27 protein-coding genes are annotated in these 26,563 nt (G+C 58.8%); 11 read left to right on the plus strand and 16 right to left on the minus strand.

Going from position 1 to position 26,563, the window contains the following annotated elements; translation table 11 throughout:
- Position 1 precedes the first annotated feature (1 nt).
- Positions 2-676, plus strand: a complete 675-nt coding sequence (locus tag I5L03_RS01725) for an NnrU family protein (RefSeq protein WP_197919979.1) — start codon at positions 2-4, stop codon at positions 674-676.
- On the opposite strand, the gene I5L03_RS01730 is transcribed toward I5L03_RS01725, so the two are convergent.
- The 8 genes from I5L03_RS01730 to rpe form a co-directional block, all read right to left on the minus strand.
- Complete coding sequence (locus I5L03_RS01730) at positions 673-1,065, minus strand: hypothetical protein (protein ID WP_197919980.1); 393 nt, start codon at positions 1,063-1,065, stop codon at positions 673-675. The two genes, I5L03_RS01725 and I5L03_RS01730, sit on opposite strands and share 4 nt — an antisense overlap.
- A gap of 24 nt (positions 1,066-1,089) precedes the next feature.
- Positions 1,090-1,878 (minus strand): alpha/beta hydrolase, encoded by a 789-nt coding sequence (locus I5L03_RS01735; protein ID WP_197919981.1) that lies wholly within the window; start codon positions 1,876-1,878, stop codon positions 1,090-1,092.
- Between the two features lie 26 nt (positions 1,879-1,904).
- On the minus strand, positions 1,905-3,842 hold the full coding sequence (gene dxs, locus I5L03_RS01740; protein WP_197919982.1) for a 1-deoxy-D-xylulose-5-phosphate synthase: 1,938 nt from the start codon (positions 3,840-3,842) through the stop codon (positions 1,905-1,907).
- Positions 3,843-3,918: 76 nt separating this feature from the next.
- Positions 3,919-4,392 carry a Fur family transcriptional regulator gene (locus I5L03_RS01745; RefSeq protein ID WP_197919983.1) on the minus strand — a complete coding sequence of 158 codons (474 nt, stop codon included), beginning with the start codon at positions 4,390-4,392 and terminating at the stop codon, positions 3,919-3,921.
- Positions 4,393-4,427: 35 nt separating this feature from the next.
- Positions 4,428-5,105: a peptide-methionine (S)-S-oxide reductase MsrA gene (gene msrA, locus I5L03_RS01750; RefSeq protein ID WP_197919984.1), complete on the minus strand. Its 678-nt coding sequence runs from the start codon at positions 5,103-5,105 to the stop codon at positions 4,428-4,430.
- A gap of 255 nt (positions 5,106-5,360) precedes the next feature.
- Positions 5,361-6,950, minus strand: a complete 1,590-nt coding sequence (gene purH, locus I5L03_RS01755; protein WP_197919985.1) for a bifunctional phosphoribosylaminoimidazolecarboxamide formyltransferase/IMP cyclohydrolase — start codon at positions 6,948-6,950, stop codon at positions 5,361-5,363.
- A gap of 10 nt (positions 6,951-6,960) precedes the next feature.
- The gene (locus I5L03_RS01760; RefSeq protein WP_197919986.1) at positions 6,961-8,808 is read right to left on the minus strand and encodes a heparinase II/III family protein; all 1,848 of its coding nucleotides are present in this window, start codon (positions 8,806-8,808) and stop codon (positions 6,961-6,963) included.
- Entirely contained in the window at positions 8,805-9,470 is a 666-nt protein-coding gene (rpe, locus tag I5L03_RS01765; protein ID WP_197919987.1) for a ribulose-phosphate 3-epimerase, read from the minus strand. Before rpe ends, I5L03_RS01760 begins: the two co-directional genes overlap by 4 nt.
- A 221-nt stretch (positions 9,471-9,691) precedes the next feature.
- Between rpe and I5L03_RS01770 the strand changes: the two genes are divergently transcribed.
- Positions 9,692-10,180, plus strand: a complete 489-nt coding sequence (locus I5L03_RS01770; protein WP_197919988.1) for a DUF2141 domain-containing protein — start codon at positions 9,692-9,694, stop codon at positions 10,178-10,180.
- Between the two features lie 4 nt (positions 10,181-10,184).
- Here I5L03_RS01770 and I5L03_RS01775 read toward each other — a convergent pair whose 3' ends face one another.
- On the minus strand, positions 10,185-11,090 hold the full coding sequence (locus I5L03_RS01775) for a hypothetical protein (RefSeq protein ID WP_197919989.1): 906 nt from the start codon (positions 11,088-11,090) through the stop codon (positions 10,185-10,187).
- Positions 11,087-12,115 carry a diacylglycerol kinase family protein gene (locus I5L03_RS01780; protein ID WP_197919990.1) on the minus strand — a complete coding sequence of 343 codons (1,029 nt, stop codon included), beginning with the start codon at positions 12,113-12,115 and terminating at the stop codon, positions 11,087-11,089. The genes I5L03_RS01775 and I5L03_RS01780 overlap by 4 nt, the downstream gene beginning before the upstream one ends.
- 230 nt (positions 12,116-12,345) lie before the next feature.
- Here I5L03_RS01780 and I5L03_RS01785 point away from each other — a divergent pair, with 230 nt between their 5' ends.
- Together I5L03_RS01785 and I5L03_RS01790 are read left to right on the plus strand one after the other, a co-directional pair.
- A complete protein-coding gene (locus tag I5L03_RS01785) occupies positions 12,346-13,557 on the plus strand; it encodes a M20 metallopeptidase family protein (RefSeq protein ID WP_197919991.1) in 1,212 nt (403 codons plus the stop codon).
- Between the two features lie 155 nt (positions 13,558-13,712).
- Complete coding sequence (locus I5L03_RS01790) at positions 13,713-15,041, plus strand: amidase (RefSeq protein WP_325100033.1); 1,329 nt, start codon at positions 13,713-13,715, stop codon at positions 15,039-15,041.
- Here the strand turns inward: I5L03_RS01790 and I5L03_RS01795 are convergent.
- From I5L03_RS01795 to I5L03_RS01810, 4 genes are all read right to left on the minus strand, one after another.
- Entirely contained in the window at positions 15,033-16,313 is a 1,281-nt protein-coding gene (locus tag I5L03_RS01795; RefSeq protein WP_197919993.1) for a hypothetical protein, read from the minus strand. The two genes, I5L03_RS01790 and I5L03_RS01795, sit on opposite strands and share 9 nt — an antisense overlap.
- Before the next feature lie 228 nt (positions 16,314-16,541).
- Positions 16,542-16,964, minus strand: coding sequence for an NUDIX hydrolase (locus I5L03_RS01800; RefSeq protein ID WP_197919994.1), 423 nt, complete (start codon positions 16,962-16,964; stop codon positions 16,542-16,544).
- 76 nt (positions 16,965-17,040) lie between these two features.
- A complete protein-coding gene (locus I5L03_RS01805) occupies positions 17,041-18,057 on the minus strand; it encodes a hypothetical protein (protein WP_197919995.1) in 1,017 nt (338 codons plus the stop codon).
- A gap of 115 nt (positions 18,058-18,172) precedes the next feature.
- Entirely contained in the window at positions 18,173-18,880 is a 708-nt protein-coding gene (locus tag I5L03_RS01810; RefSeq protein ID WP_456061978.1) for a DUF3108 domain-containing protein, read from the minus strand.
- A 229-nt stretch (positions 18,881-19,109) separates the two neighbouring features.
- Between I5L03_RS01810 and I5L03_RS01815 the strand changes: the two genes are divergently transcribed.
- The 6 genes from I5L03_RS01815 to I5L03_RS01840 all read left to right on the plus strand — a co-directional run bounded on the left by I5L03_RS01815 (position 19,110) and on the right by I5L03_RS01840 (position 24,726).
- On the plus strand, positions 19,110-20,144 hold the full coding sequence (locus I5L03_RS01815; protein WP_197919997.1) for a type 1 glutamine amidotransferase domain-containing protein: 1,035 nt from the start codon (positions 19,110-19,112) through the stop codon (positions 20,142-20,144).
- Complete coding sequence (locus I5L03_RS01820) at positions 20,141-20,842, plus strand: response regulator transcription factor (protein WP_197919998.1); 702 nt, start codon at positions 20,141-20,143, stop codon at positions 20,840-20,842. Before I5L03_RS01815 ends, I5L03_RS01820 begins: the two co-directional genes overlap by 4 nt.
- 53 nt (positions 20,843-20,895) lie before the next feature.
- Positions 20,896-22,044 (plus strand): sensor histidine kinase, encoded by a 1,149-nt coding sequence (locus tag I5L03_RS01825; RefSeq protein ID WP_197919999.1) that lies wholly within the window; start codon positions 20,896-20,898, stop codon positions 22,042-22,044.
- Between the two features lie 47 nt (positions 22,045-22,091).
- Positions 22,092-23,534: an amidohydrolase family protein gene (locus tag I5L03_RS01830; protein ID WP_197920000.1), complete on the plus strand. Its 1,443-nt coding sequence runs from the start codon at positions 22,092-22,094 to the stop codon at positions 23,532-23,534.
- Positions 23,535-23,797: 263 nt separating this feature from the next.
- On the plus strand, positions 23,798-24,280 hold the full coding sequence (locus tag I5L03_RS01835; RefSeq protein WP_197920001.1) for a GNAT family N-acetyltransferase: 483 nt from the start codon (positions 23,798-23,800) through the stop codon (positions 24,278-24,280).
- Between the two features lie 53 nt (positions 24,281-24,333).
- Complete coding sequence (locus I5L03_RS01840; RefSeq protein ID WP_197920002.1) at positions 24,334-24,726, plus strand: VOC family protein; 393 nt, start codon at positions 24,334-24,336, stop codon at positions 24,724-24,726.
- 47 nt (positions 24,727-24,773) lie between these two features.
- Here the strand turns inward: I5L03_RS01840 and I5L03_RS01845 are convergent, their stop codons facing one another.
- Complete coding sequence (locus I5L03_RS01845) at positions 24,774-25,328, minus strand: cysteine hydrolase family protein (RefSeq protein WP_197920003.1); 555 nt, start codon at positions 25,326-25,328, stop codon at positions 24,774-24,776.
- 244 nt (positions 25,329-25,572) lie between these two features.
- On the opposite strand from I5L03_RS01845, the gene I5L03_RS01850 reads away from it, so the two are divergent.
- Positions 25,573-25,722, plus strand: coding sequence for a hypothetical protein (locus I5L03_RS01850; protein WP_197920004.1), 150 nt, complete (start codon positions 25,573-25,575; stop codon positions 25,720-25,722).
- 207 nt (positions 25,723-25,929) lie between these two features.
- Here the strand turns inward: I5L03_RS01850 and I5L03_RS01855 are convergent, their stop codons facing one another.
- Positions 25,930-26,451, minus strand: coding sequence for a hypothetical protein (locus I5L03_RS01855; RefSeq protein WP_197920005.1), 522 nt, complete (start codon positions 26,449-26,451; stop codon positions 25,930-25,932).
- Between the last annotated feature and the right edge of the window lie 112 nt (positions 26,452-26,563).

Genomic DNA, 26,563 nt, shown 5'->3' on the forward strand with positions numbered 1-26,563 from the left:
CATGGAGCCGGCACTCACATCACTGATTGCCGCGAGCATCACTTTCGTCGGCACGCATTTCGCCCTCTCGCACCCGCTGCGCGCGCCTATCGTGCGGATGGCGGGAGAGCTCGGCTTTACCATCATCTATTCGATCGTGGCCTTTGCCGCGATTGCGTGGATGGCGCATGCCTTTGGCGAAGTGCAGAGCGGGTTTCTCGGTGGCAACGGCGATGTGGGCTGGATCATTGCAACTGTGTTGACCTTGCCCGCCATAGTGCTGCTGCTCGGAAGCTTCATCGCAAATCCGGCTCTGCCCGCTCCCGGCGCAGAGAAGGCGGCACGCAAGCAGCCTGCGGGCGCTTTCCTCGTGACACGCCATCCGATGATGTGGGGCATCGCGCTTTGGGCGGTCTCGCACATCGTCATGTGGTGGAGCTGGCGCACCAATATCGTTGCGCTGGCGATCCTCATCCTCGCCCTCGTCGGCGCGCGTCTGCAGGATCGCAAGAAGGAAGCGCTCATGGGCGATGCCTGGGCCGAATGGGAAAGCAAGACCAGCTACTGGCCCAAATGGAGCGCATTGCCGAAAGCAGGCTGGAAACTCTGGCCGCTCGGCACCGCAGCATGGCTCGCCGCGACCTACGCCCATATCCACGTCGGCAATGTGCCTGCGGGGATCTGGCGCTGGCTCTAACCGACCGGCCCCAACGATAGCCATTTCCCGAAGTTCCGGACCGTTGGTGGCCAATCCTTCGGCCAATCGGGAAGATCGCTTTCGTGAAAGCCCTGCTGCTCAGCCCAGTCCCTCGGCCAATCCGTGCTCCATTCCTCGGCTAGAATCGGAAGGTCCTTGGCCAGATCGTCATCGGGGTGTGGGGTAAGCCGCGGCCGTACAATGAAAAACGCCTTTCCCCATAAGAATTCAGAGGCTTCCGGCCCGACGTCAGGCGCCATGAGCGCAATGAACTCCTCGCGTGAAGGGTTCGGCCGGCGCTGTAAGAGCTTGTCGATTTGTTTGCGCGATTTCCGCCACGCGAATGCGCAAATGATGCCAAATCCGGCAAGGACAAACAGCGTACCCAACAGCCACTCCGGCACGGCCAGAGTCTACTCCGCAGGCTCGTTCAAGAATGCAGCAATCCGCTCCTGCACCGGCTCATGCACCACAAGATCATGCCCCCAGCCGGGATAGGTCTCGATCACCGTATCATCGCGCACTGATGCGAGTGACTGCGCCTGTTCCAGCGCGATCAGCGAATCCGCTTCGCCATGCAAGATCAGGATCGGTTCACCGATTTCGGGCAGTTTCTCGTCATTGGCGTAGCGATCGGTCAGAAGCATGCGCACCGGTAGCCAGCGCAGCTTGCGTGAAGCGGTTTCTTCGAGGCTGTCGAACGGAGAGATGAGCACAAGCGCCCGCGCTCGCACTTCGGTCGCCAGCTGCACTGCCACGCCAGCGCCGATGGAATTGCCCACCAGTACGATATCGCTTTCGGCAAGGCCCTGCTCTTCGCGCAGATACTGCCAAGCACCGCGTGCGTCCTGATAGAGTCCATCTTCCGAAGGGGTGCCGGGATTGCCCGAATAGCCGCGATATTCCGCTGCGAGTACGCCGTAGCCCTGAGCGGCAAGCTCATCGGTCACCATGGCGGAAGCCTGCCAGCTGGAGGCATTGCCGTGGAAGAACAGCACTGTCGGCATGCCCTCACGCGCCGGCCTATAGCCGGAAGTCAGCTCCAGCCGGTCAGGCGTTGCGTAGGTCACCCGCTCGAAGCCAGCAGGCACATCGCTGCGCGTGACGGGTGGAGCGTAAATCAGCCGATGTTGGTTCAGGTAAACGAGCGCGATCAGCCCGCCATAGATTGCGACGAGGATCAGGACGACGGTAGCGAACATCCTCAGCCCCCTTCGCAACCGCTGGCTCAGGCCCGCGCCTCTTCCACGCCTGCCGAGTTGTGCCGCAGCGCGTTCAGCACCGTCTCAACGATATGCGGCGCATTCAGGCGTGCTTCGTCATATTGCTTCATCGGATCGTCGTGATCGAGGAACAGGTCTGGCAGGCGCATGGTGCGGATTTTCAGCCCGCCATCGGTCAGGCCCTCATCACTAGCCATTGTGAGCACATGTGCGCCGAGGCCGCCGATGGCAGCTTCTTCCACCGTCACCAGCACATCATGCGTTGCGGCGAGTTTGCGGATCAGTTCTTCATCGAGAGGCTTGGCAAAGCGCATGTCGGCAATGGTGGTGGTGAGGCCCTTGGCTTCCAATTCCGCCGCAGCCTTTTTCGCCTCTTCGAGACGCGCGCCGAGCGACAGAATAGCGACTTTGCCGCCCTTGTCCGCATCGCCTTTCACGATCCGGCCTCTTCCGATTTCCAGCTTCTTGAACTCGGCCGGCATTTCTACACCTACACCGTTACCGCGCGGGTAACGGAAAGCGATCGGACCGCTGTCATGCTCGACAGCGGTGTAGGTCATATGCGCAAGCTCGGCCTCATCCGCCGCCGCCATCACGACGAAATTGGGCAGGCTGGCGAGATATGTGATGTCGAAAGAGCCCGCATGCGTCGCGCCATCGGCACCAACAAGGCCAGCGCGGTCGATAGCGAAGCGGACCGGCAGGTTCTGGATCGCCACATCGTGCACCACCTGATCATAGGCGCGCTGCAGGAAGGTCGAGTAAATCGCCGCGAAAGGTCGCATGCCTTGGGCTGCAAGACCTGCGGCGAATGTCACACCATGTTGCTCTGCAATGCCCACATCGAAGCTGCGATCAGGATGCGCGGCTGCAAATTTGTCGACGCCCGTGCCGCTCGGCATGGCAGCGGTGATGGCGCAGATGCGATCATCGGTCTCGGCCAACTTGGCGAGCGTTTCGCCGAATACGTTTTGGTAGGCGGGCGGACCTGCTGCGCTTTTTTTCTTCTCGCCAGTGACCACATCGAATTTGGGTACGCCGTGATATTTGTCGGCGCTGTTTTCAGCCGGATCGTAGCCTTTGCCCTTGGTCGTCACGACATGGACGAGGATCGGGCCCTGCTCACTATCGCGCACATTTTCCAGCACCGGGATCAGGTGATCAAGATTGTGCCCATCGATCGGGCCGACGTAGTAGAAGCCCAGCTCCTCAAACAGCGTTCCGCCAGTGACGAGGCCGCGGGTATATTCCTCTGCCTTGCCGAGCGAGGAATGCACGCGGCGGCTTATCTTGTTAGCGACCTTTGACGCGAGATTGCGTAGGCCGAGATATTCGCTCGATGATACCATACGCGCGAGATAGGCTGACAGTCCGCCAACGGGAGGCGCGATCGACATGTCATTGTCATTGAGAATCACGATCAAGCGGTTGCCCGCCTGTTCGGCATTGTTCATCGCCTCATAGGCCATGCCGGCGCTCATCGCGCCGTCGCCGATTACTGCAATCGCCTTACCCGGCTTGTCATTCAGCTTGTTGGCAACAGCAAAGCCAAGGCCTGCCGAAATCGAAGTTGAGGAGTGCGCTGCGCCGAAGGGATCGTATTCGCTCTCGCTGCGCTTGGTGAAGCCCGAAAGGCCCCCGCCCTGACGCAGAGTGCGGATGCGGTCACGCCGCCCCGTCAGGATCTTGTGCGGATAGGCCTGGTGGCCGACATCCCAGATCAGCCGGTCATCGGGCGTGTTGAAAATGTAATGGATCGCCACGGTCAGTTCGACAACGCCGAGGCCGGAACCGAGGTGTCCGCCGGTCGAACCGACGGCGTCGATCATTTCGCTCCGCAATTCGTCGGAAAGTTGGCGCAATTGCTCCGTTTTCAGCTTGCGGAGATCTTCGGGCGTATCAACCGTATCGAGCAACGGCGTATCGGGACGTGATGCAGTCATAACTAGAGGCTTTACACGCGATTTTATGGCCTGTCGATGAACGGTTTATCGACAAAACTGCACGGACTGGCGCAGCTTAGCTCGCGCAGTCGCCGCAAAGGCCGCGCAATTCCACCACCGGGCGAACATTCGTGTAGCCATGCGCCTTACCGCCATCGCGCAGCGCATTGGTCAGCTTGTCGTCATCGAAATGCTCGGCCTGACCGCAATCGTCGCAAATCAGGAAGATGCAATCGTGCCGGCAGCCAGGATGCGTGTTGACGAGATAGGCATTTGCGCTCTCGATCCGCTTGGCGAGATTGGCGCGCACGAACAGGTCGAGGATGCGGTAGACGCTGTTGGCCGCAACGCGCTTGCCGCGCACCTTTCCCACATCTTCAGCGATGTCATAGGCGCTCGCCGGACGGGCCCTGTCTGCCAGCACGCGGAACACATCCTCGCGCATGGCCGTCCATTGCTCGCCCGCTTCGCGCAAAACGTCTGCCGCCTCTTCAACAAGCTGGTCGCCAGAGTGCTCGGAATGGTCGTGGTGCTTATGCTGTGTTGCCATACGCCCTACATAGATGCTGACGCAGCAAACAGCAATCAGCCGGTGCGGAAGCGTGAACGGTAAAGCTGCGGAAAGTTGGACTGCAGCGCGCGCACCTTGGGCATATCCCACCGGCGGATGTAAGAACTATTGGGATTACGCAGCAGGTAGTCCTGATGGTATTCCTCAGCCTCGTAAAACCGGCGGTAATTCTCGATGCGGGCGACGATGGGATCATCCCATACGCCCGAACGCTCCATCTGGCGCAAATAGGCCTGCGCGACAGCGCGCTGCTCCCCGCTCATCGGGACGATGGCCGTGCGATAATGCGTGCCGCGATCGGGGCCCTGCCGGTTGAGTAAGGTCGGATCCGCGCCAACCGAGAACAGGATCTGGAGAAGCTGGTCGTAGCGCACGACCGACGGATCATAAGTAACCCGCACGCTTTCTGCGTGACGGGTGTAGCCGCTGGTGACGCTGCCATAATTGGCGTTTTCAGCAGTGCCGCCATGATAGCCGGAAACTGCGCTGGTCACACCGCGCGTATGACTAAAGATCGCCTCGATGCCCCAGAAACAGCCGCCTGCAAAAACGGCGGTCTGCAATCCGCTTTCACTGGCCTGGCGCGCGGCGACGGGCGCGTCGAACACCTCTTCGGCAGAGGCGCTGGTGGCGGGCAATGCGCAGGCGCTGAGGCCCAGCGCGAGAGCGGCGAGAAATGGTTTGGCTTGCATCAAGCTCCTCCTGAGTTCGGAAGGATATTCGCTGCCAGCAGGACAGCGGTTACTCCAAAACCCAGGAAAAATGAGCGATACAGATCAGAAGAAAAGAGAGACATTGGTTTGTAGTCCAGCGGCGAATGATATTGGTAACGTTCGCTACGACTTAGCCGATGGTTACTGACGACCGACTGAATTCGCGCGTTGCCAATTGTTCATCTGCCGCTTGTCGCCGCACATGGTTAAATTGCCGCTAATGGTCTGCAAGTATCAGTGCCTGAAGTGGCGCATCGCGGTGAAGACCATCGCAATGCCCGCTTCATCCGCAGCCGCGATCACTTCTTCATCTCGCATCGAGCCACCCGGCTGGATGACCATTGTGGCCCCTGCTTCGACCGCGCTCAGCAAGCCATCGGCAAAGGGGAAGAAAGCATCGGATGCGACAGCGCTGCCCTTGGTATGGGGCTCATCCCAGCCAGCAGCTTCTGCCGCCTCGCGCGCCCTGACAGCGGCAATGCGCGAGGAATCGCGTCGGTTCATCTGGCCCGCACCGATCCCCGCCGTCACGCCGTCCTTGGCGTAGACGATAGCGTTCGATTTGACGTGCTTGGCGACTTTCCAGGCGAATAGCGCGTCGGCAATTTCCTGATCTGTAGGTGCGCGCTTGGTGACAACTTTGAGATCGCTTTCGCCCACCACCCCATTGTCGCGCGACTGGAGCAGCATGCCGCCTGCAATGCTCTTCATTTCGAGACCCGGTCGCGCCGGATCGGGAAGATCATCCAGCATCAGCAGGCGCAGGTTCTTTTTCTTCGCAAACGCCTCGCGCGCTGCATCGTCTGCGCCGGGCGCGATGACAACTTCGGTGAAGATTTGCGTGATCGCTTCGGCTGTCGGCCCGTCGAGCGCTACATTGCTGGCGACGATACCGCCGAAGGCCGAAACACTGTCGCATGCCAAGGCGCGCTGCCACGCTTCGAGCAGCGTATCCGCCACGGCCACGCCGCACGGGTTGGCGTGCTTCACGATCACGATCGCGGGCTTGTCTGCCGGGAACTCGGCAGCAAGGCCCAGAGCCGCATCGGCATCATTGAGATTATTGTAGCTGAGTTCCTTGCCCTGGACCTGCTCCGCCTGCGGGACACCGGGGCTTGCGGGGCCAGCCGGAAGGTAGAGCGCCGCCTGCTGGTGCGGGTTCTCGCCATAGCGCAAGGTGTTGCCGAGATTAGTCGCGACCGTCAGCGCCTCAGGGAATTGCGCGCCTTGATCGGCGAAAGCGAACCAGCTGCTGATCGCCGAATCGTAAGCCGCAGTGGCGGCGAAGGCTTTGGCCGCCATGCGCCTGCGGAAAGCGAGCGTCGTCGCGCCATTATGCTCGGCCAGCTCGTCATAGAGTTCCGAATAGTCACCTGGATCGGTGACGATCGTTACATAGGCATGGTTCTTCGCTGAAGAGCGCACCATGCTCGGCCCGCCAATATCGATATTCTCAATGATGGTGTCACGGTCTGCGCCGCTCGCCACCGTGTTCACGAAGGGATAGAGATTGACGATGACAAGATCGATCGCGCCGATATCGTGCGCTTCCATCGCGGCGGCGTGATCGGGATCGTCACGTACGGCCAACAGGCCGCCATGCACCATGGGATGCAGCGTTTTGACGCGGCCATCCATCATTTCGGGAAAGCCTGTCAGATCGGACACATCGCGCACGTCCAGTCCGGCATCGCGAAGAGCGCGCGCCGTGCCGCCGGTGGAGACCAGTTCGACACCCGTCTTGGCCAGCCGTCCGGCGAGTTCGACAATACCGGTCTTGTCGGACACTGAAAGGAGTGCCCGCTTGATCGCAACGTCCGTCATTGTGTGAATTCTATCCCATTTTCTTAAGCAGCCAGGCGAAATTGCCGCCCCCGCGCGAGGCGAGTCCCTGAATCACCAGCTGCTGTACCGGATGCGGGCGTCCGTTTCCATCGACCCACATGCTTTCTTCGATTTCGAGCTCTTCTGCGCCTGTCACGAATTGCCAAAGTGCGCCATCGGGCAGCAACAGGCTGGCGCCGCGCTTGTTGTCGGACAAAGTCGCCTCGACATGGCGGCCGAGATGGAAGCGGATGGCGTAAGGCACCTTGCCGCGCTTGCCCTTGCGCCCCGAAGGCAGGAGAACATCCTCCCCGCGCAGTTCGCTGCCGTCATCGCGCAGTATCAGGATGCGCTTGTGCATCAGGCCGAAGCGCGAAGCATAGCCATCGTGGCTTGCCTCGAGCCGCCGCGCGCCGCCATTGTCGAGCTGCACTTCGCGCAGATCCACTTCGACTTCGGAAACGCCATTGCCCAGCTTTCCATCTAGCAGCACGGCGGTGGAATTGGCATCGCCGAGAACCAGGGTAGAATGCGCTGCGGTGGCTCTCAACCCCTGTTCGATGCGGCTCGGCACCTGCCCTCCCGCAGCCGCCGCACCGCCACAATTGACGATCAGGCGATAGTCGCCATGGCTAAATTCAAACGCCAGCGTTGAAGCGCAGCCATTGCGCGCATGCCGGGCCAGAGCGGGCGGTGCAGCATCGACTTGCAGGACTGCGGGCTTTGCCGAGAGCCTCTGGTAGCCCCAGCCGCGCGCTTCCTTGAGTGGACGCGCACGCACGCCACTCGCTTCGATCAGCGCCGCGAGCCGGTCTGCGCGGACCGCAGGTGCACCCTGCCAACTGCCCAGCCCGCCATCGCCATGGGTTATCGCGAGCAGCGGCGGAACGAGCATCGCGAGAACCGTCTCGACAGCTTCTGGCACATCGCGGCGGGTGGCGCGATAGCAAGCCGACAGCTCGATCAGATTCTCGATTGTCTGAAGCTGGGCGAGCGGATTGCGCGAAAGCGCGCCGCCGTCATCGCCCACCAATTCGCCGAGCGCGCGGGCGAGGCCTGCTTCACCGAACAGTCGGCGCGGCTTGCCTTCGGGCAGCAGCAGGCCGGCGGCGATAGTGGCGCACCATGCAGCGACTTCGCCGTGACCGTCTGTCGCGCGCGACGCGTTGCGATCGAGCCAGCGAGCCGTGCTTTCGATCGCGCTCAATACCTTTTGCCGAAGCGCCTTGTCCTTACCGGACAGGATCAGCGGAGCATGGACCAGCCACCCCAATTGGCGCAGCGCAGCGTATTCCACCTTCCAGGCAGGCCCCTTGCCGGGTTTGGGATTAGCCGCCAGCCAGCTCGTCAGCACCCGCTCTGCCACGGCAGTGCATTGGTGACGCGGCGCACAGGCTTCCAAATCGCGAAGCCAGGTGAAGCCATGCAGCACGCGCTCGAATGGCGGAGTGATTTTGGCCGTTGGGCCGAAATCCACCTGCGCGATCGGCGCTTTGACCCCGTAGATATAAAAATGTCCCGCCCGCAGCGCTGTCCCCGCAGCAGGCTCGCCACGGAGGGGACTTTCCACCGTCGCCAATAGCTTTGGCCGGGCGGGCTTGCGAAAGGGCGAAACCAGCGTGCTGCCTGAAACGCCCATGCGATAGGCCATGCGCATGAAGCGCTCGCTCGCCGAAATGGCAGGCGGATCGAAATCGGTGACGACCAACGCGCGGTCGGGAGTCAGATCCTCGGTGCGCTCTTTATCGCTGACAAGCGCCTCTTCAGATAAGCTATCGAGCGGCAGCGCCTGCTGGACCTCTCCGCCGGTTTCGCGCGTTTTTACATCGCGCTTCAGGCCGAGAGAATGCGCGTTCATTCGCCGCCCCCGCGAAGGGCTGCGATATTGGCGGCGTAGTGATCGGGGCCACCTTTGAAAGTGGCAGAGCCTGCCACCAGAACATCGGCACCTGCATCGACGCATTGTCGCGCGGTTTCCGGATTCACGCCGCCATCGACTTCGATCAGGACATCATGCCCCGCCTTGTCGATCATCTTGCGAACCGCTTCGATCTTGCGCAACTGCGATGAAATGAAGCTCTGCCCGCCAAAGCCGGGATTGACGCTCATAATCAGGACAAGGTCGATTTCTTCGAGCAGGTAATCGAGCATCTTGGCAGGCGTTGCCGGATTGAGCGAGATCCCCGCCTTTTTACCGAGGTTACGGATCTGCTGCACCGTGCGATGCACATGCGGGCCCGCTTCAGGATGAACGGTGATGATATCCGCGCCTGCGTCGGCGAATTCCTCCACCCATTGGTCCACCGGAGAAACCATCAGATGCACATCGAAGGCCTTCTGCGTGTGAAGGCGCAAGGCTTTGACCACGGCAGGGCCGATGGTGAGATTGGGCACGTAATGCCCGTCCATCACATCGACATGCACCCAATCGCACCCTGCTGCGTCAATAGCGCGCACTTCCTCTCCAAGCTTCGCGAAATCGGCCGAGAGGATCGAGGGGGAGATTAGGGGATGTGCCATGGTTGCCGATTACAGTTAAAGATGCGCGAATCGGGCAACAAGAAGCTAAAGGCGATTTTACCCGTTTCTTCGGGGAAAACTTCGCATTTTACGCTTGGAAAAGGGCGCTTCAGCCACGGTTAACTGGGCGAGATATAAAAGTGCAATCAACTATAGGAAAGTTGCGCAGCGGAGGCACTACTGCCGAGTTGCCAATTTCCAAGCCACTTATGGATGAGAATATGCGTACCAAGTTTCTACAATTCGCCGGTGCGGCGCTGATTGCGCTGGGGCTTTCCACCCCTGTGTCCGCGCAGCAATATCGGCAGGAATTGCGCCATTCGGTCGCCCCGTGTCAGGGCAATGGCCCGGCGGTATGGATCAACGTAACCGATGTCGAGGCATCGCGCGGCACGCTGCGCGTCCAGCTTTATCGCGGTACCGAGGGCGACTGGCTTGAGCGCGGCCGCTGGCTGCACCGCATTGAACTGCCTGCACGCGCCGGCTCGCAGCAGGTCTGCATGCCCGTGCCTGCCACCGGCAATTATGCCATCGCGATCCGCCACGATCTGAACGGGAATGGCCGTACTGACATCACCAGTGACGGCGGCGGCATGTCGAACAATCCCAGCATCAACATCTTCAACCTCGGTCGCCCGAGCATTGATCGCACGCGTTTCTCCATCGGCCGCGAAGTGAAGCCGATGACGATCCGCATGCGCTATATGTAAGCCCTCATCCGGCGCGGCGTTTTGCGCGCCAGACCTTGAACAGGACACCCGGTGCCGAAAGGACTGGGTGTTTTTCGCGCCAAGGGGTGACTTCGACTTTCACACCCGTGTGCCGCTCCACTTTCCAGGCCGCATAGCGTCCCGCGCCCTCGAAGGTCCTCGTCGCCCGCAAAAGCCGCGCGATATTGAGCGGTTTGCCCCAGCGTTTGGACCGGTTCCAGGATTTGCGAATTCGAGCGCGCTCGGCATCGGGCAAATCCGGGGTGAGCAAATCCCTTTCCCGATAGAAAGCGATGTCCATCGACTGTAGGGCATCAGGCAAGAGCCCGTCAAAATGCGCCTCATTAAGATCGAGTATCGAGTTCTCACGGCCCGGCTTTTCGACACGTAATTCGGCCTTGTAAGTCTCGCGAAATAGCGCGAGCCAGAATTCTCGCTCGGTACCGGTCGCAGGACCGAGCGCGACCGCGTGACGAGCCGCCGTGCAAATCGCTTTCCCAATCAGCTCGGCGATCTCGGCTTCGGGGATTTCTCGGTGGCCAATCGGCTCACTGCGCCAGACCAGAGTAGAGGGCTGCACAAAGCGTGCCCAGATGGTCGTATCGCGTGAATTCCCTTCGGCCGCATAGGCGAATTTCGCCGCTGTCATCGTCGCAATCTTTGCGCGGAGGGTCCGGCCACCATGCTGCCATTCGCGATAGGATACGGTCGGCCAGATGCCTTTTTCCGCTTCTCCGCGCGTGAGGACATAAAAGTCGAGCACGCCATCGAGCGAGCCGGTGCGCAAGTTCGATCCGTAAAATAATACGGCCTTGGCACTCGCTTCCTCACCCAGCCGCGCCGCAAAAGCGCTGATGGCCGGGTCGACTCCACGCGCCAGCGTCGCTTTGACGCGGGCTGTCAGATTCACGGAACGACGAAGCGCAGCGGTGTGCCCGCGCTGAGAATGTAATGCCCTGAAGGAAACGCCTCGCCATCGAGGATGAAGCTATCGGCAATGTCCACTTCGAGCGTTTCGTCGCCCACAAGATGCGCACCGCGGCGCAGCGTCGCATCGCTCGCATTGCCGCGCATCAGAGAGCCGATGCGCAGCAGCAGGCCGCGGCGCGGATTGTCGAGCACCGCCATACGCAGCGGCTCTTCCATCCCGCGGAAGGGATCGAGCCCGGCAGGGAAGTTCGCAAGTGTCGATGCGAGCACAAGAAAACGCTCATCTGCAGGCAAGCCGCCAGCATGCGGGATCTCGGCGCCATCGCTGGTGCGCAGCTTCATGTAAGTGCCGCGCCGCCACGGATTTCCTGCTCGGCCCAACAGCGCCTGCAAAACACTCCAAGCCGCTGTCACGCCCACCGCCGCAGCGTTGAAAGCGCCGAGATCATGCGAGCGCTGGCCGAGCGCGATTGCGCGATTGAACACGCCTGCGCCCATGATGAAGCCGCGCACTTGCGCTGCAGGATTTTCGCGCTGCGCAATGACCATTGGCCGTCGGCGCACGGTATTGCCCCGCTTGACCGCCGCGATCGCTTCGGCAAGGCTCCACCCCGGCGGCAGGCCAAGATCGAGGCCAAGCGCGTTGGTTTTGCCATTGGGCAGGATGATAAGATCGGGCCAGCTATCGCCGAAAACGCCCGCGCCGCAGGTAAGGATATCGCGGACCGTGCCGTCACCGCCATCGATGGCAATGCAATCCACTTGCTTGGCGGCAAAATCGGCGAGAATGGTGGGTAGCTCGCCGCGCTTTTCAGGTGTCGCCACAAGCACACCTGCAGGCAAATCACCGCTGGCATTTCCGTTATTGTTGCGATGGCTGCGCGCATTGCGGATTACGCCGATCAAAGGCTCCTTCCGCATCGATGGACGAACAAATTCCGTCTCCGCTTCCTCGCGAGCATCGACTTGCGGCAAGCGGTCGAAAAGGTGGATAGTCTTGTGCATCTCGCCTTCGCCTTACACATCGCCAGCCTGCGCTGGCTATGCATTTTTACACGAAAGCAGCCGCACTGTCATCGCAGTGCAACATAGCTAGCGCGCCATGGTTCCCTTCGCCCCCGCAAATGAAGCGGGTTACATTTCCCATCCGCTCGTGAGATAGTGAAGCTTTACGTCTCCGCAAGCTAGCGGGCCTCTTGCGTGACTTAAGACCAATGAATTACGGGAGTAATTGGATGCTAACCGAAGCCCTGCTCGATACAGCGCGTGAGCACGAAGACGCAATCGTATCGCTGCGCCGCGCCATCCATCTGGAGCCCGAATTGGGCCTGGAAACGCCCAAGACGCTGGCCAAAGTCAAAGCCGCTCTCGCTGATCTGCCGCTCCACTGGCGCGAAGGGCCAAGCTGCACCGGTGCGGTTGCGGTCTTGAAAGGCGCGAAGCCGGGCCGCAGCGTGCTTCTTCGCGGTGACATGGATGCGCTTCCGATGAGCGAGCATACCGGCCTCGATTTCGCGTCCACCATTCCGGGCCGCATGCATGCCTGCGGTCATGATGCCCACACAGCCATGCTGGCAGGGGCCGCGCGCGTGCTTTGTGCCATGAAGGATAAGATCGAAGGCGAAGTGCGCTTCATGTTCCAGCCGGGCGAGGAAGGCTTTCACGGCGCACGCTTTATGTTGGAAGACGGACTGCTGGGCGGCACGCAGGATTATCCGCTACCCGATGCAGCCTTCGCGCTGCACGTCTGGCCCAACGCCCCGCACGGGCGGATCGAGGGGCGCACGGGCGCAATGCTGGCCTCTGCCGACATGATCGAGATCACCGTCACCGGCAAAGGCGGGCATGCCTCGATGCCTTTCGATGCGATCGACCCCATCCCCGTCGCCGCTGAAATCGTGCTGGCGCTGCAGGCGATGATCACCCGCCGCTTCAATGCGACAGAGGCAAGTGTGCTGACTTTCGGCAAGATCGAGGCGGGCACGACAAACAATGTCATTCCCGACAGCGCCTATCTGCTGGGCACGGCCCGCAATCTCTCGCCGGAACGCCGCGCGGCGGTGCAAGAAGCGATTGCCGAAGTGGCTGAAAACATCGCCCGCGCCCATCGGTGCTCCGCCGAGATCACAATCACGCCAGGCTTCCCGCCGACCATCAACGATGCGCGCGCGGTAACTTTGGGCGAAAGCGTCGCCCGCACGCTGGGCGGTGACGAGCCTTGGGCCACGCGCCCTGCCCCAACGATGGGCGCAGAGGATTTCTCCTATGTAATCGAGAAGGTCCCCGGCGCTATGTTCTTCCTCGGCGTGGCGGCAGAAGGCGTCGACTGGCAGGGCTGCTGCGGCCTCCATTCCAGCCACATGATCTTGGATGAGACGGTCCTACCAAAGGGAACCGCTTTCCTCTCCGGCTGCGCGCTTCAGTTTCTGGACCAAGGCTGGGAATGAGCGCAACAGCACCTTCGCGTCGCCGGCTCGCGAAAGGCTGAGCGGGTATGCCGCAAAATGACCATGAGGTAGGTCGCGGCCCGGTACGCCCTATGCTCGACCGGCAATTAGGGAGGATTGCGCGCCACAATTCGCAAGGCTTGGACCTGAAAGCGGTGAGCTGGGTTTCTCCCGCAGCCTATGCACTGCGCGATGGCGAGGCAGAACCATCAAACGCGGGGGCGCTGCGAAACCTCTCCTTCGTGGTCAAAGACAATATTGATATCGAGAACGTGCCAACGACAGCCGGGTTCGCGCCCTTGCACGATGCAATGCCGGCCGGAGACGCACGACTGGTATCGCGGCTGCGCGAAGCTGGTGGCATCCTGCTCGGCAAAGCGAATATGAGCGAGCTCGCCATTTCTAATGATCGGCTGGGGTACTCTTCGACATTCGGGCTTACGCGCAATCCGCATGACACCAGCCGTAATGCTGCCGGATCGAGCAGTGGAGCCGCTGCCGCCGTTGCCGCAGGTTTTGCCAGCTTTGCAATTGGAACCGACACCTCCGGCTCCATTCGCGCGCCGGCCGCGGCGACCGGATGCGTCGGCTTCAGGCCAACGCATGGCTCCGTGCCGCTTGATGGCATCGTCCCGCTCAGTCCAAGCCTCGATACGGCGGGCCCTATAGCGGCAAACGTAGACACCGCGGCGCGGGTATTTTCCGTCCTAAGGGGCGATGCCGCCCTGAAGACGGAAGATCTGTCGGCTTCGCTAGAGGTTTCTGGCGAAAAGCTGCTAGAGCAGTCCGCGATCGTCATGATGGCAGGTTTTGATGGTCTTCATCCTGAAATCGGCGCTGCGATCAGCAATATATCACGCGAATTGTCGGCAGAGTTGGACATTGTCAGCCAGCATTACGCGGCTCTTTTCGAGCACTCGCCATGGCCGCGACTTGAAAAGCTTATCTCGGCGGAATTTGGCTCCGCTCTCTCGCGCTACCTCTCCGGTCTGTCGCGGGGACCAAAAAACCTCAGAGAGCTGGAAGAGCGCCTGCGCTCCGGCAATTTTCCGGCAACCAATCGTCTTCGTGTCGAACAGATTTTATCCGCGATTGCGCGGACACGAGAAACGCATGATGACGAGGATGTCTTCAGAAAATTCAAAGCTTTCCGCGCGCAGGCAAACACGGCCATCAGGCACGCGCTCGATGGGCACAATGCCAGCGTCTTGTGCTTTCCAACCATGCTTTGTCCCGCCTCTCCAGCCTATGACCAAACGGGCACACCGTATGAGTGCGCTGCGGCGGATCCTTACCTGCCCGGTTATCTCGCATGTGCTGCAGGAGCGCCGGAGATTGCAATTCCCATCGGGTCCACGCGCGCCGGATTGCCGATCGGCATGTCGATACTCGGCCCGGCAGGCAGCGACGACATGGTGCTACGCATCGCGTCACGACTGGAAGCACTGATCGGGCCGCGCGTGGAGCCGCCGGAGCTAGAATAATTCGATCCAGCCGATCAGGTGTAAATCCACTATGACGCCCACTAGCGATACGAGCGCGATCGCCAAGAGAAACAAATTGATTGCTCGGTCCGATCTTCGCTCCAACGTCATTTGACGCTCTTCTGCCGCAATCCGAAGGGCGCGCAGCAAATACTCGGCATGATCCAGCACTTTGGCCACTTGCCACTGCTGGAAAAGCGCATCGCGGATCAGCAGGAACTCATAGCGATAGGTGAACGTCGGCAGGCGCAATTTGTGGTAATATACGCGCACCTTCGTTTCGAGCGCCCTGATATCAGCGCTTCGCGCTTTCTCTCTTTTCGATAATACGGCTTCGACTTCGCCACACAGCTTGTTCAGGCTGCCGAACAGCGAATGGGTGATACGGATGAGGAGCCCGTATTCGGCCGCGGCCCGCTCTGGATTGTCGGCGGATACCAGCGAAAAGGCATACCCGATGAATACAAACCTGTCCCGCGCATTGGACTGGTTCGCGATGGCCCCGCCGCTTGGCGCATAGAGCATGGCGCGGACGGGATCGCATATCATGTTATCGCGAACATGATCGCCAAGGTCGCCTGCATACATGACATGCAGTGAATTGACTTCGGGCTTTTCAAAATCGGGCGGGCTTTGGAGCTTCCCGGCGCGGAAATCCTTCGCAATATTCTCGGACAGACGCGCTTGGAAATCGCCGATCAGCGGCCCCAACTTGCTGCAGAATTGCTCGGTCGATATGTTAATACGTTCATGGCCAAACGCTTTGAAAAAGCGCTTATCGCGCCAGCCATCATCCCATTTGACACACACTCTGAGAGACATTTCCCCATTCAGGAATGGGATGATGTCGATGCTTTGAAGCTGCAATTCTTCAAATGAAAAGCCGTCTTCATCTTCTTGATCGCGCTCTTCGAGTGCGTCTCCGATACCTTGCACTAGCGCATTGCGAACACTGCTTATGAGCAGACGCGAAGCCGGGTCTTCAGCTTCCAGGCTGTACCCCGCCAGCGCACCTGCAAGGTCTGAATCTATGAAAACCGCACGTCCGCTCGTCACCTCGCGCTCAAATGCAAGTTCGCGGCGGCGCCAACCCCCAAGCTCCGCGTAAGCATTGGATTGAATGATGTCCGACATCTCGGGCGGGAAATCTTCGGTACCGATAAGGCCCGAATGGCTCGCGAAAATATGCAGGAACAGATCGTTCGCCTTTTCATCGCCGCGATTTTTCGCATCCGACTGACGACGATCACCAGACTTTCGTGTTTTCCGCATCGATCATGCCCCCTCAAAGCTTGCGGCCTGCCTTGTGCCGAAAAGACTAGCACGCGCTCGCACAGAGACAATCGTAGGACGAAACTTTGCGGAGATTGCACTCTCGGCGAAACTCGATCGGGTCGTACGGGGCCTGGACCGCGGAAGCCGCCAGACGCGAGGCAAGAGCACGATTTGGCCGGATGCCGCCAGCTAAAGGTTAGGAAGTTTTTTGGACGAACGGCGCGTTTAGGGCCGGCGAGATGCCTGAAGGGTTCGCGCAATCGGAAGGACGTGATCACGGGTCAATGGGGCGAGCGGTAGGTTAAGAGCGTCATCAGGGGAGACCCAAACGGCTTCCTCGATCTCTTCCTTCGCTATCGGCAAATGCGAATGACGGATATGGAAAAGCGCGGCGTCGACAACGCAGTCCGCTTCGTTTGCAGCCGGCGCGAAGAACGTACCGAGATAGCGAAGTCGAGCATCCTGAATCGATAATCCGATCTCTTCTTTCAGTTCTCTTCGAAGGGCATCCTGCGCCGTTTCTCCCGGCTCGATCTTTCCCCCGGCCTGCATGAACCATTTGGTGTTCCGCTTGCGGACCAAAAGCAAACGGCCCTTGTCATCGTCGATCAGTGCTGCAGCGATCGTGATAGGAGATAATCCACCCACAGATGCAAATTCCTCGCCTCGAAGCCTTCTTTCAATCCAGCTGCTTAAATGGTGGTCGCTTTCAAGATCGATTGATCTATCTGGCGGTCAGCAAATCCGTCGCGTTGTCGCCAAAGTGCTCTTCCAACGATGTCATCACCGCGCTGTGCGTGATCGTACCGCCTGATGCTGTCAACTGTTCCATCCAAGCGTGCACGGCAGCTTGGCCATAGCGTGCCTCCAGCCGTCTGAAGGCCTCTTCAGCCGCAGCGTAGTTCGCGACCTCGTTACTCATATCCAGTTCGAAGTCGTCTTGAGTGAACGTGAATGGCCCAGGTGGGGTAAAGAGGGGATCTGTCTCCATTCTGGCTCGATCTTCAGGCGAAACCTGCCGCAAAATTGCCTCGCGCCTCGGACGTACGCTGCCCCAAGACGCCAAGTCTATTTCCTCATCGACCGCGGCAAGTCGTGCCATACCATCTGCAGCGGCATGCGCAGCGACAATTGGATCAAGCAGCGGCGCGATTTTGGAGGACACCCAAAACGCATGACCTTCGGAAACCCATCTCGGAAGCCGCGTACCGTTTCTACCCTGCCAATCGTGGACCTGTTCATGAGGCATCGTTCCGACGACCATCTCGTGGTTAGCTGCATCTAGCTCACCGTCCGGCTGAACATGGATTGGCCAGCGGACGGCCTGTCCTTCGATGCGGGGCGGGATGTAATCCTGGTCCTGCGTGAAGACGACGCTATGCCATTCTGCTCCTTGACGAGCATCGCCGACAATACGTGCCACGGCCGCAATTTGCTCGCCGAGGCAGGCGGCACGTGCGCGAGCGATGCGCTCTGAGCCGGCGTCAGAGTAGATCAGCATGAAATGGTCGGTGCCTTTCACTATGACACGCAATCGACCCAATTCCTCATCCGAAGCCATATCCTCGATAATTGACAGGTTTGCTCGCTCCGGCTGCTGCCCGAGCGGCGCGGAGCAGGCGAGCAGGAGCTCGCTATCATATGGTGTCGTGAGCGCAGCCGCTGCGGCAGCCAAAAGAAGGTGCATGGCAGTCTTTTCCCAAAGGCGTGAGCAAACCGTTCGTCCTATGGCGTCGATCAATTTTCCCCTTCTTTTGTCCTTTTGCAATCCAAAGAACTCGTCCCGGAAATACATGGGCTTCGCGGTTCAAGTATGACCATTGAATAAGGAAACTTAGGGCGTCGGGTCTTGGTACCTAAGTGCTCTCACACGACTGGCTGATTTCCTGGCGCAACGGCCCAGCGCCGGAGGCAAGTTCCAAAAAATTCGCTTGGCTAAACACGTAGCGCGAACGACGATTGGGGCTCGTACCGGCTTCCACGAACCAGGCTGGCTCTGTGCCTTCATGGGTGCTGTATGGCCCGCTTCCTGACACCTCGATTTCGAATTCGCCGAAGCCGTTGTCATATTGCCAAATAGGTACTGTAAATTCAGCTCCACTTGCCAAAGGTAGCGAAGCGAAAAGTGGCCCCCAGAGATTGCCGTCCCAAACGGGCACGGAGGTGAGGACATCGATAGGCAGCACGCCGCCTTTCGTTTCCCGCGTGCCCGAAATCCTGCCATCCTGATATGTGACCGAAATGCGCTGCCAGCTCTCCGCGTTCCGATCTTCGCCCCGCTCGCTAACCAGACTGATCGGCAGCAAGCTGCCTCTGTCTACGAAGAATTCATCGCGCATTTCGAACGACCGTGCTGGCACGGCCTGGTGAATCGTTATTCTCCACGCGGGGACAAGATCGTGCTCCGCAGCCTCGATTATTTGGACTGTCGCGCCGATCTTTTCATTGTTCAGAAGGATGTCATAGCACGCGCGACCTTCACGGAGCCGATTGCCATCGACGTCGGAGGGGCTGGCTGGGTCCGCGCTGACGGCCTGAATCAAAAGTAGGACTTCTAACAACAAGGTCGTCTCCCATCACGAAATGGACGAAGCGCTATTGGCACTATGGGTCGGGCCTGAAACGCAAACGTCGGACCAGCTGCTGATAAGTCCACGATGTAAAGCGAACTACATCGGCTGCCCTCACTTGCGAAAGCATCCGCAAGGCAAATGCTGAGCTGCATCTCATTTGACTCAATAAAGGTATCAGCGACGCCAAGAGCTATTCGGAGTCCGACTTGTGAAACGATTTTTGAGAACCTTTTTCCGCATCAGCCTCGTTATAGTCGGTGTTCTAACCGTGACTTTCGCGGCGTGGTGGATCAGCATCGATCTTGACAGCCAGCCACTAGCAGATCCCGAAACCAGCCCCGGCGATCTCGCCTTCCTTGCGAATGCGGTCGAAGAAGACCGCGGCACCATCCTGGCGGTTGTGACCAGTACGGAACGTGCCGGAGACGGAATAAACGCGGGCTATGAGCTGACCGAAATGGCGCGCGCCTATTACGTGTTCCGAGCCAACGGTTACGACGTGGTGGTAGCGAGTCCGCAGGGCGGCCGGGCACCGGTGAACATAGACGAAGAACTGACGGAGTACGACTACGCATTCCTGAATGAGGCGGAGGCGCAAGGACTTGTCGAAGCGACGCTTCGGGTCGCAGATGTCGATCCAGCAAATTACGACGCGGTTTATTTCGTTGGAGGCAAGGGCGCGATGTTCGATTTTTCCGACAATCCAGACATCCAAGCTATTGCCTCGCAGATTTACGATACGGGCGGTGTGGTCGGCGCAGTCTGCCACGGCCCTGCCGCGCTCATCGGCGTCCAGCTCGCAGATGGTACAACGCTTCTCGAAAACAAATCAGTCGCCGGCTTCAGCAATGAGGAAGAGCTTTTCATCATCCCGGATTCTCGCGACGTCTTTCCCTACCTTTTGGAGGACGGCCTGAGGGAAGCCGCGCAGAACTACAGCGAGGCGCCGAAATATCTCGACCATACAATAACGGACGGCAGGCTGGTCACGGGCCAAAATCCTTGGTCGACCTGGACGGTCGCCGAAGGCATGATCCGGGCGCTGGGACACGAACCGGTAGAGCGGGAGATTTCGTCGGAAGAAAAGGCAATTGCGCTGCTGGCAACCTATCATGCGCAAGGAATGGATGCAGCGCTTGCGGACAGGGAAAGCCAATCGGGAAGCGACAAGCGCCTGATCTTGCTCCACGCTCTTATTGCCTTGATGGAAGGGCAACCCGGAGTGGCATTGCAGATACAAAGGCTCGCACATTGAACCCAAGCTCTCCGCCGAATCTCAGGCTGTTACTTGTAGAGGACGATATCGATGTAGCGGCCAGCCTCGCGCAATACCTCGAGGCGCGCGACCTGCGCATCGATTTCGCCTACTCTTTGCAAGATGCTCGCCAGTCTCTCGCGGTGAGAACACCTGATGTGATCGTACTGGATGTGGAGCTTCCCGATGGAAACGGGATAGACTTCTGTCGACAGCTGTCGGAGCAAGGGTCTCTTCCAGCACCTGTCCTGTTTCTCACAGCTCGCGGAACGCTTGAAGACCGGCTTGCGGGCTTCGGGGCCGGTGCAGTCGATTATATCGTAAAACCGTTCGAGCCTGCCGAGCTCCTCGCTCGTATCGAGGCGGTCCACCGACGGCCTGGATTGGGCCCTTACAAAGAGGTGATCGAAGCGGGATCTTTTACGTTGGAAAGCAATACCGGCCTGTTGCGGCGCGGCGAGGTACATTTGCAACTGAAGAAGAGCGCATTGCTCATCGTGCGATCTTTGATGGAAAACGCGCCCGGCACGGTCTCGCGCGACCAGCTCAGCGATCGCATCTGGGAAGGAGAAGTGCCGGACAGCGATCCATTGCGCGCGCACATACATAGCCTGCGATTACAGTTGCGCGGAACGTTCGATTGTGACCCGGTCAAGGTCGTCCGGAACCTCGGCTATTGCTGGGATGGCCGGCCTTGAAGCGGCGCACACTTCGTTTCGCGCTCTTGCGTTACTGGATGGGGTTTGCCTTTTTGACAGGGCTGCTCACGATCCTATGCGCCGGTATCGTCGCCTATTTCGTTGAAGACCGCATTATCGATCACTTGGTGCAATCGACCGCCCGCGATCTAATTTCGGACACGATTGAGCCCGGTGATCTGCCGTCCGGTTTCTCAATATACTCAACCGAGGCGGCCCCGCCAGAGATCGAGATAGCGATGGCGGAGAAGCAATCCGGCGAGGGCTCCGAGTTTCGCATGGCAGACGGATCCTATTTCCATGCGACCGCCATAAGCCGCGATGGAAATCGCCAATATCTGATCTACGATGCCTCGGATGCGCTTGTCGTAACACCGATCGCCCTGACTGCGGCATGGATGTCGCTCGGGTCGCTTTTCACCTTTGTCCTTATCGCCGCAATCGTCGCAAACAGTATCGGTAGGCGTGTCGCGAAAAGGAGTGAGCGCCTGCTCAGCGACCTCCAACAGTGCCGAACGCCGGACGAAGTCTCCGCCCTTGCCGAGCGACAGGACATTGCAGATGTTTCCGCCTTCCTGACGGCGCACGCAGAGGTTTGGCACAAGCGCACGCAGGCCGTACGGCAACAGGAAAATACCGTAAGCTTCCTCGCACACGAATTGCGGACGCCTCTGCAATCAGCGCGCGCGAGCATTGCTGTCATTCGCGATGATGTTCCGTCAAGCGCTGCACTCGATCGACTGGATCGCGCGATCTCGCGGCTTACGCGGGCATCGCAGGCGACCCTCTTTATCGGCGCAGATGTCGAACAACTGGCAAGTTCGAGGCTTTCTGTTTTCGCCATATGGGGAGACTTGCGAACTGAATACGCGCCCCTGGCAGCGCAGCGCGGCCAATATATCGCCGCTCCAAAAGGTTCGGACGCTTCCGTTGAAGCGCCTCGCGAGGCCGTCGAGGCAGCGATCGCTAACCTTGTAGGCAACGCGATTAGTCACGGGTCACCTGGGGAAATTTCATTAGTTGGCTTCCGGGACCACTTTGCCATCCGCAACCCCGTATCTTCGTCACCCAATCCAGGCTTCGGCCTCGGCATGACAATCCTTGAGCGGTTGCTGGGCAAACTTGGGTGGAGACTTGAGACCGCAAGGTCCGAACAGGAATTCGAAGTCCGGATCTTTTTCGAAAAGGCTATTACATCATGATTTGGCTAAAACGGATTCTGAAAGGTGTTGGAATCGCGTTAGCGACCGTGATTTTGCTTTTTGCGGTGGCGATATGGTGGCCGAAGCCATCGGCACCGCTTCCCGACGCTGCGCAGGACCGGCTGCTGATCAACGTTCGCATTGTCGATGTCGAAGACGGTACCACGGGCGAATTGACACGACTGCGGATTTCGGCAGGCCGCATCGCTGCGATCGGACCTGGCCTTCGACCGATGGACGATGAGCAGGTCTTGGACGGTGAAGGCGGATTTCTCATACCTGGCCTGTGGGACATGCATGTCCACACCTTCCAATCTTCTCCGCAGACACACTTTCCGCTCTGGATAGCCAACGGGGTAACACAGGTCCGGGACATGATGGACTGCCCGACGGACAGTGACAGCCTGATTGCTTGTTACGAAGACAAGCAGCGATGGAACGCGCAGGTGGCAGCCGGGAGCATGGCAGCGCCCACCATCGTGGAAACTGCGAGCTTCTATCTGGCCAATGCCGACCTTACGCCGCGCGAGGTCGTAAACCGCATTTCGAACTATGACGAGCGTGGGCTCGAGGCGATCAAGGTCTACAATCAGCTATCGCGAGACGCGTATTTTGCAGCCGCGCGAGAAAGCCAGCGGCGCGGTCTGCGCCTTGTCGGCCATTTACCGCAAGCAGTATCGCTCGAAGAGGCATTGGAGGCTGGCCAAGACAGTTTCGAACATGCGCACCTGTTACCCCGCGCGTGCATGGAACAGGAGGCGGAATGGAGATCGGGAGAACTGGAGAGCCTTTCGCCGACGGAACGGGTAGAGACCTTCATCGAGGATCACGACACGGAGCGCTGCGGCGAACTGCTCGATGCGCTCTCCCGTTCCGGCAGTTGGTACGTTCCCACACATGTCACGCGTGAGGATGATGTCCGCGCTTTTGATCCGGCAGAAACCGAGAACCGCGCGCTCGCTTTTCTGGATCCGCTTTCGGCATGGGCCTGGAACGACGACCAATCCGCTCTGCGCAATTCCTATCCAGGAGAGCGCGGCGCGCAAGCAATCGACGCATACTTCAAACACGGCCTCGACCTGACCGGCAGGGCACATGAGGCAGGGGTCCGAATCCTGGTCGGCACCGATACTATTGCCGGCGGGTTGAGGTATCATGACGAGTTGGCGCATCTGGTGTCGGCGGGCATGGCCCCTGCAGAGGTATTGCGTGCAGCGACGCTCGAAGCGGCGCGCTATGCTGGCCAGGACCAAGAGGCCGGAAGCGTCGCTATCGGCAAACGTGGCGACCTGGTTTTACTGGAGGCTAATCCCCTGCGAGATATTCGGAACACGCAGACCATACGCGCAGTCTTGCAGGACGGCAGGCTTTATGACCCGGATACACTCGATGAACTGGCAGCCTTCGCCCACGAACAAGCAAATGCGCCGCACAACTGGGCGAAGCTCCTGTGGGGATTTGCCCGCAGCTCAGTGAATGCTGAAATGTGATCGAGATGGGTTCACAGAGGAAACAGGCTAAGCGAACGAAGGATGCCGAGCAACACGCGGCCAGATCCGTCGTTTCTCTCTACGAGAATAAGGACGCGTCGTGGTCGCACAATGCCAGCCTGGAAAACCACTGGCTGGACCTTTCCTAGAAAAGCGCGAGCCATCATCGAAGATTTTGGAGATAGCCACGGAATTCCCAAAAGGATCGCCAGCCATAGACTAGGCTGGGATGCACCTTGCCAAAAGTATGGGAAGCAGAAGCGATGGAAATTTTCTCGATAAGGTTGGAAGACGGTCCTGAAGACCGCCAATTCGTTGAGAGCCTGGATGCGAGGTTGGTCGATGTCATTGATTTACACGCACGTACGAGGGAAGAGATCGCTGCGTTCCAAGCGTCTTTCACCTCGACTGCTTGGAGCGAAGAGAATGCATCGGGTGCGACTTTCTTAGCCGAGAACGAAGCAGGACATAGGGTCGGATACGTGCACGTTCGCGAGGGAGTTGACGACATCCTCGAAGAACCGTGCGGCTATATCGCTCTCTTGGCAGTCTCGAAGAATTGCGAGGGTAAAGGTGTAGCGCAGGCCCTCGTTCGGAGGGCGGAAGAATGGACAGCGGAAGCAGGTTTTTCACGCCTTACACTTGACGTCTTTAGCAGCAACACGCGCGCACTTTCCTTTTACGACCGACAAGGATTTCGGGCGGAGACTGTCCGCCTTGTCAAGACGTTGCGAGAGGCGAGATAGAAGCAGCTTTTCGCTTCAAGCCAAAAAATCTGATGTGGCCCTGGAGGTAGAGTATGAAGCGACGCATTTCACTGACCGCGATCCTCGTCGACGAATATGATCGAGCGCTCGATTTCTTCGTCGGGAAGCTCGGCTTCGAGATCGTGCAAGACAAGCGCCTATCCGAAGAGAAGCGATGGGTGGTGATAACGCCGTCGAAGGGAGAAGGCGGCCTGTTATTGGCTCGCGCTTCCGATGATGAACAGCGCAAGGCAGTTGGAAATCAAAGCGGCGGCCGCGTTTTCCTGTTTCTCGAGACAGACAACTTTGACCGCGATCATGCCGAATTCTCCAGTCGCGGAGTCCATTTCGTCGAGGAACCCAGACGCGAGGAATATGGAAAGGTTGCTGTCTTTGAAGATTTATACGGCAATCGCTGGGATCTGATTGAAAGCCCGACATCTTAGCCGGCAAAGGATAATGCGGCGGCCATCGCGTCAACGGTGATCGAAGACTAATTTCGCTCGAATGATAGTCGAACCTCCTCGGTTGTCTTGAGCGTCGCAATTTTGCCCTCAAGATATTTCAGCGTCACGCGTCCATGCTCTTCATCTCCTGTGTCGACGCAATCTGTTACAACAACCACTTCGAGATCTCTTTGATACCCGTCAATTGCTGCCATCCTGATGCATGCATGTGTATTTATTCCGCATAAAGTGATCTCCTCGATGGCAAGCGCTTCGAGATGTCGGTCGAGAGGCGTTCCGAAAAAGGCAGAGTAGCGTTTTTTGAGGATTACCTCGTCGGAATCCAAGCGATCAAGGTCCGAGTGGATCTTTGCGCCTTCACTTCCCTTGATGTTGATCCGGATATCTTTTTTACGCATCTCCAAAAATGCATCGCTTAGGTCCGGCTCGAACTCCTGCCTAACCCAAACCACCGGATATCCGGTGGCGCGGAAATGCTTGATCAGCAAGTTTATGCGCCGGATCAAAGCGCGCCTATCGGCTGCTGGCCATTCGTCAAGAAAATCGTTGAGCATATCAATTACGAGTAGCACCCGACGCATTATTCCTCCTCGCGACGACTTCGGGAAGGCGCGGGTGTTGACCCGCTTTCCCTGCCGGCGCAGTCATGAAAGATCATAACGATCTCACTGGCCTGCCCAGAGAACTTAAATATTCTATAGTCTAGCGAGCAATCTGCAAACGAAACTACGGTAGCTATTCTTGCCAAAGAAGGCTCGACCGCAAATCGAATTTTTGGTCAGTGCGACTCATTTGACAATCCGTCGCTAGGCGGCGCGTGAAGTCGTGATTGATGAAGAGGGCTTGGCAGTTTTGAAACAAAATGCCTGGCACGTCCTCGATGCTCTTTTATCTCTGCCCGGCTTTGACGAGATGAAAATGATCAAGGCCACGGGTGGCACTTTGGAAGCCCTGTTTCTCGTTTGGACGCGATGACCTGCGTTCGCATTGCGTAGGGAGAGGAATCTGGGAGAACTTGCTCGATGATTGGTATCGGGAGACCGTTTCTGCGCCTGTATCAGACCACCTGGAAATGAATGTGCGCCATCGTCATTGGGGTTCGCCGATCATTCCTCGCCAGCCGATGACCGACGCTCAATGTTTATCAGTTGCGAAAAATCCTTGAGGAGCGGAGCGCTACCCTCAATGCCAAGCAAACGCTCGTTCCAGTTCGCGGACAGCATCGGAGCGGTAGCATTTGCCGTGCGAAAGGATGATCTGTTCAGGATGCCAATCAAGCATCTGCTGAATGCCCTCACCCAGCGCGGATTTATGCTTTCGCGCGGCATGACGAATTTCCAATGACGGTTGGCCGCTGGGCCCAGTCGCACCACCCGCCTTGAGCAAGAACCGAGTCAGTCTCCTACTGGCCCTGCTCGCTTCAAAGTTCTGCATTAAATCGGTTACAATCAGCGTGCGCGAGGGTTCGTGGAAAAAAACTACTTCCTGGAAGTTCCCGAGATCGATGAGTTTCGAGGGAAGTCCAACCCGCGAGAGCACATCCGGATCATTTTTTATCACTTCACACTGAGCTTTCACATTTTTAGCCGCAGTGCGAGGAGCGAATACCGCGGCAGAGGCATGCGCCAACGCCCAATCGTCTATGTGAAGATAATGATAGCTATTCGGGGCGACGAGCTTCGTTATGGTCCCAAGTGCAGCCAAGGCTGTGCTTAGCTGCTCGGAATGACATACCGGGGAGTGAAGTAGAAGACTCCCATCATCATTGCGGACCACTGTCATCCTAGTGGGACACGGTATGGGTACTCCGGCCAGC

It is taken from the genome of Aurantiacibacter sediminis (assembly GCF_016019885.1).
Classification (GTDB): Bacteria; Pseudomonadota; Alphaproteobacteria; order Sphingomonadales; family Sphingomonadaceae; genus Alteraurantiacibacter; species Alteraurantiacibacter sediminis.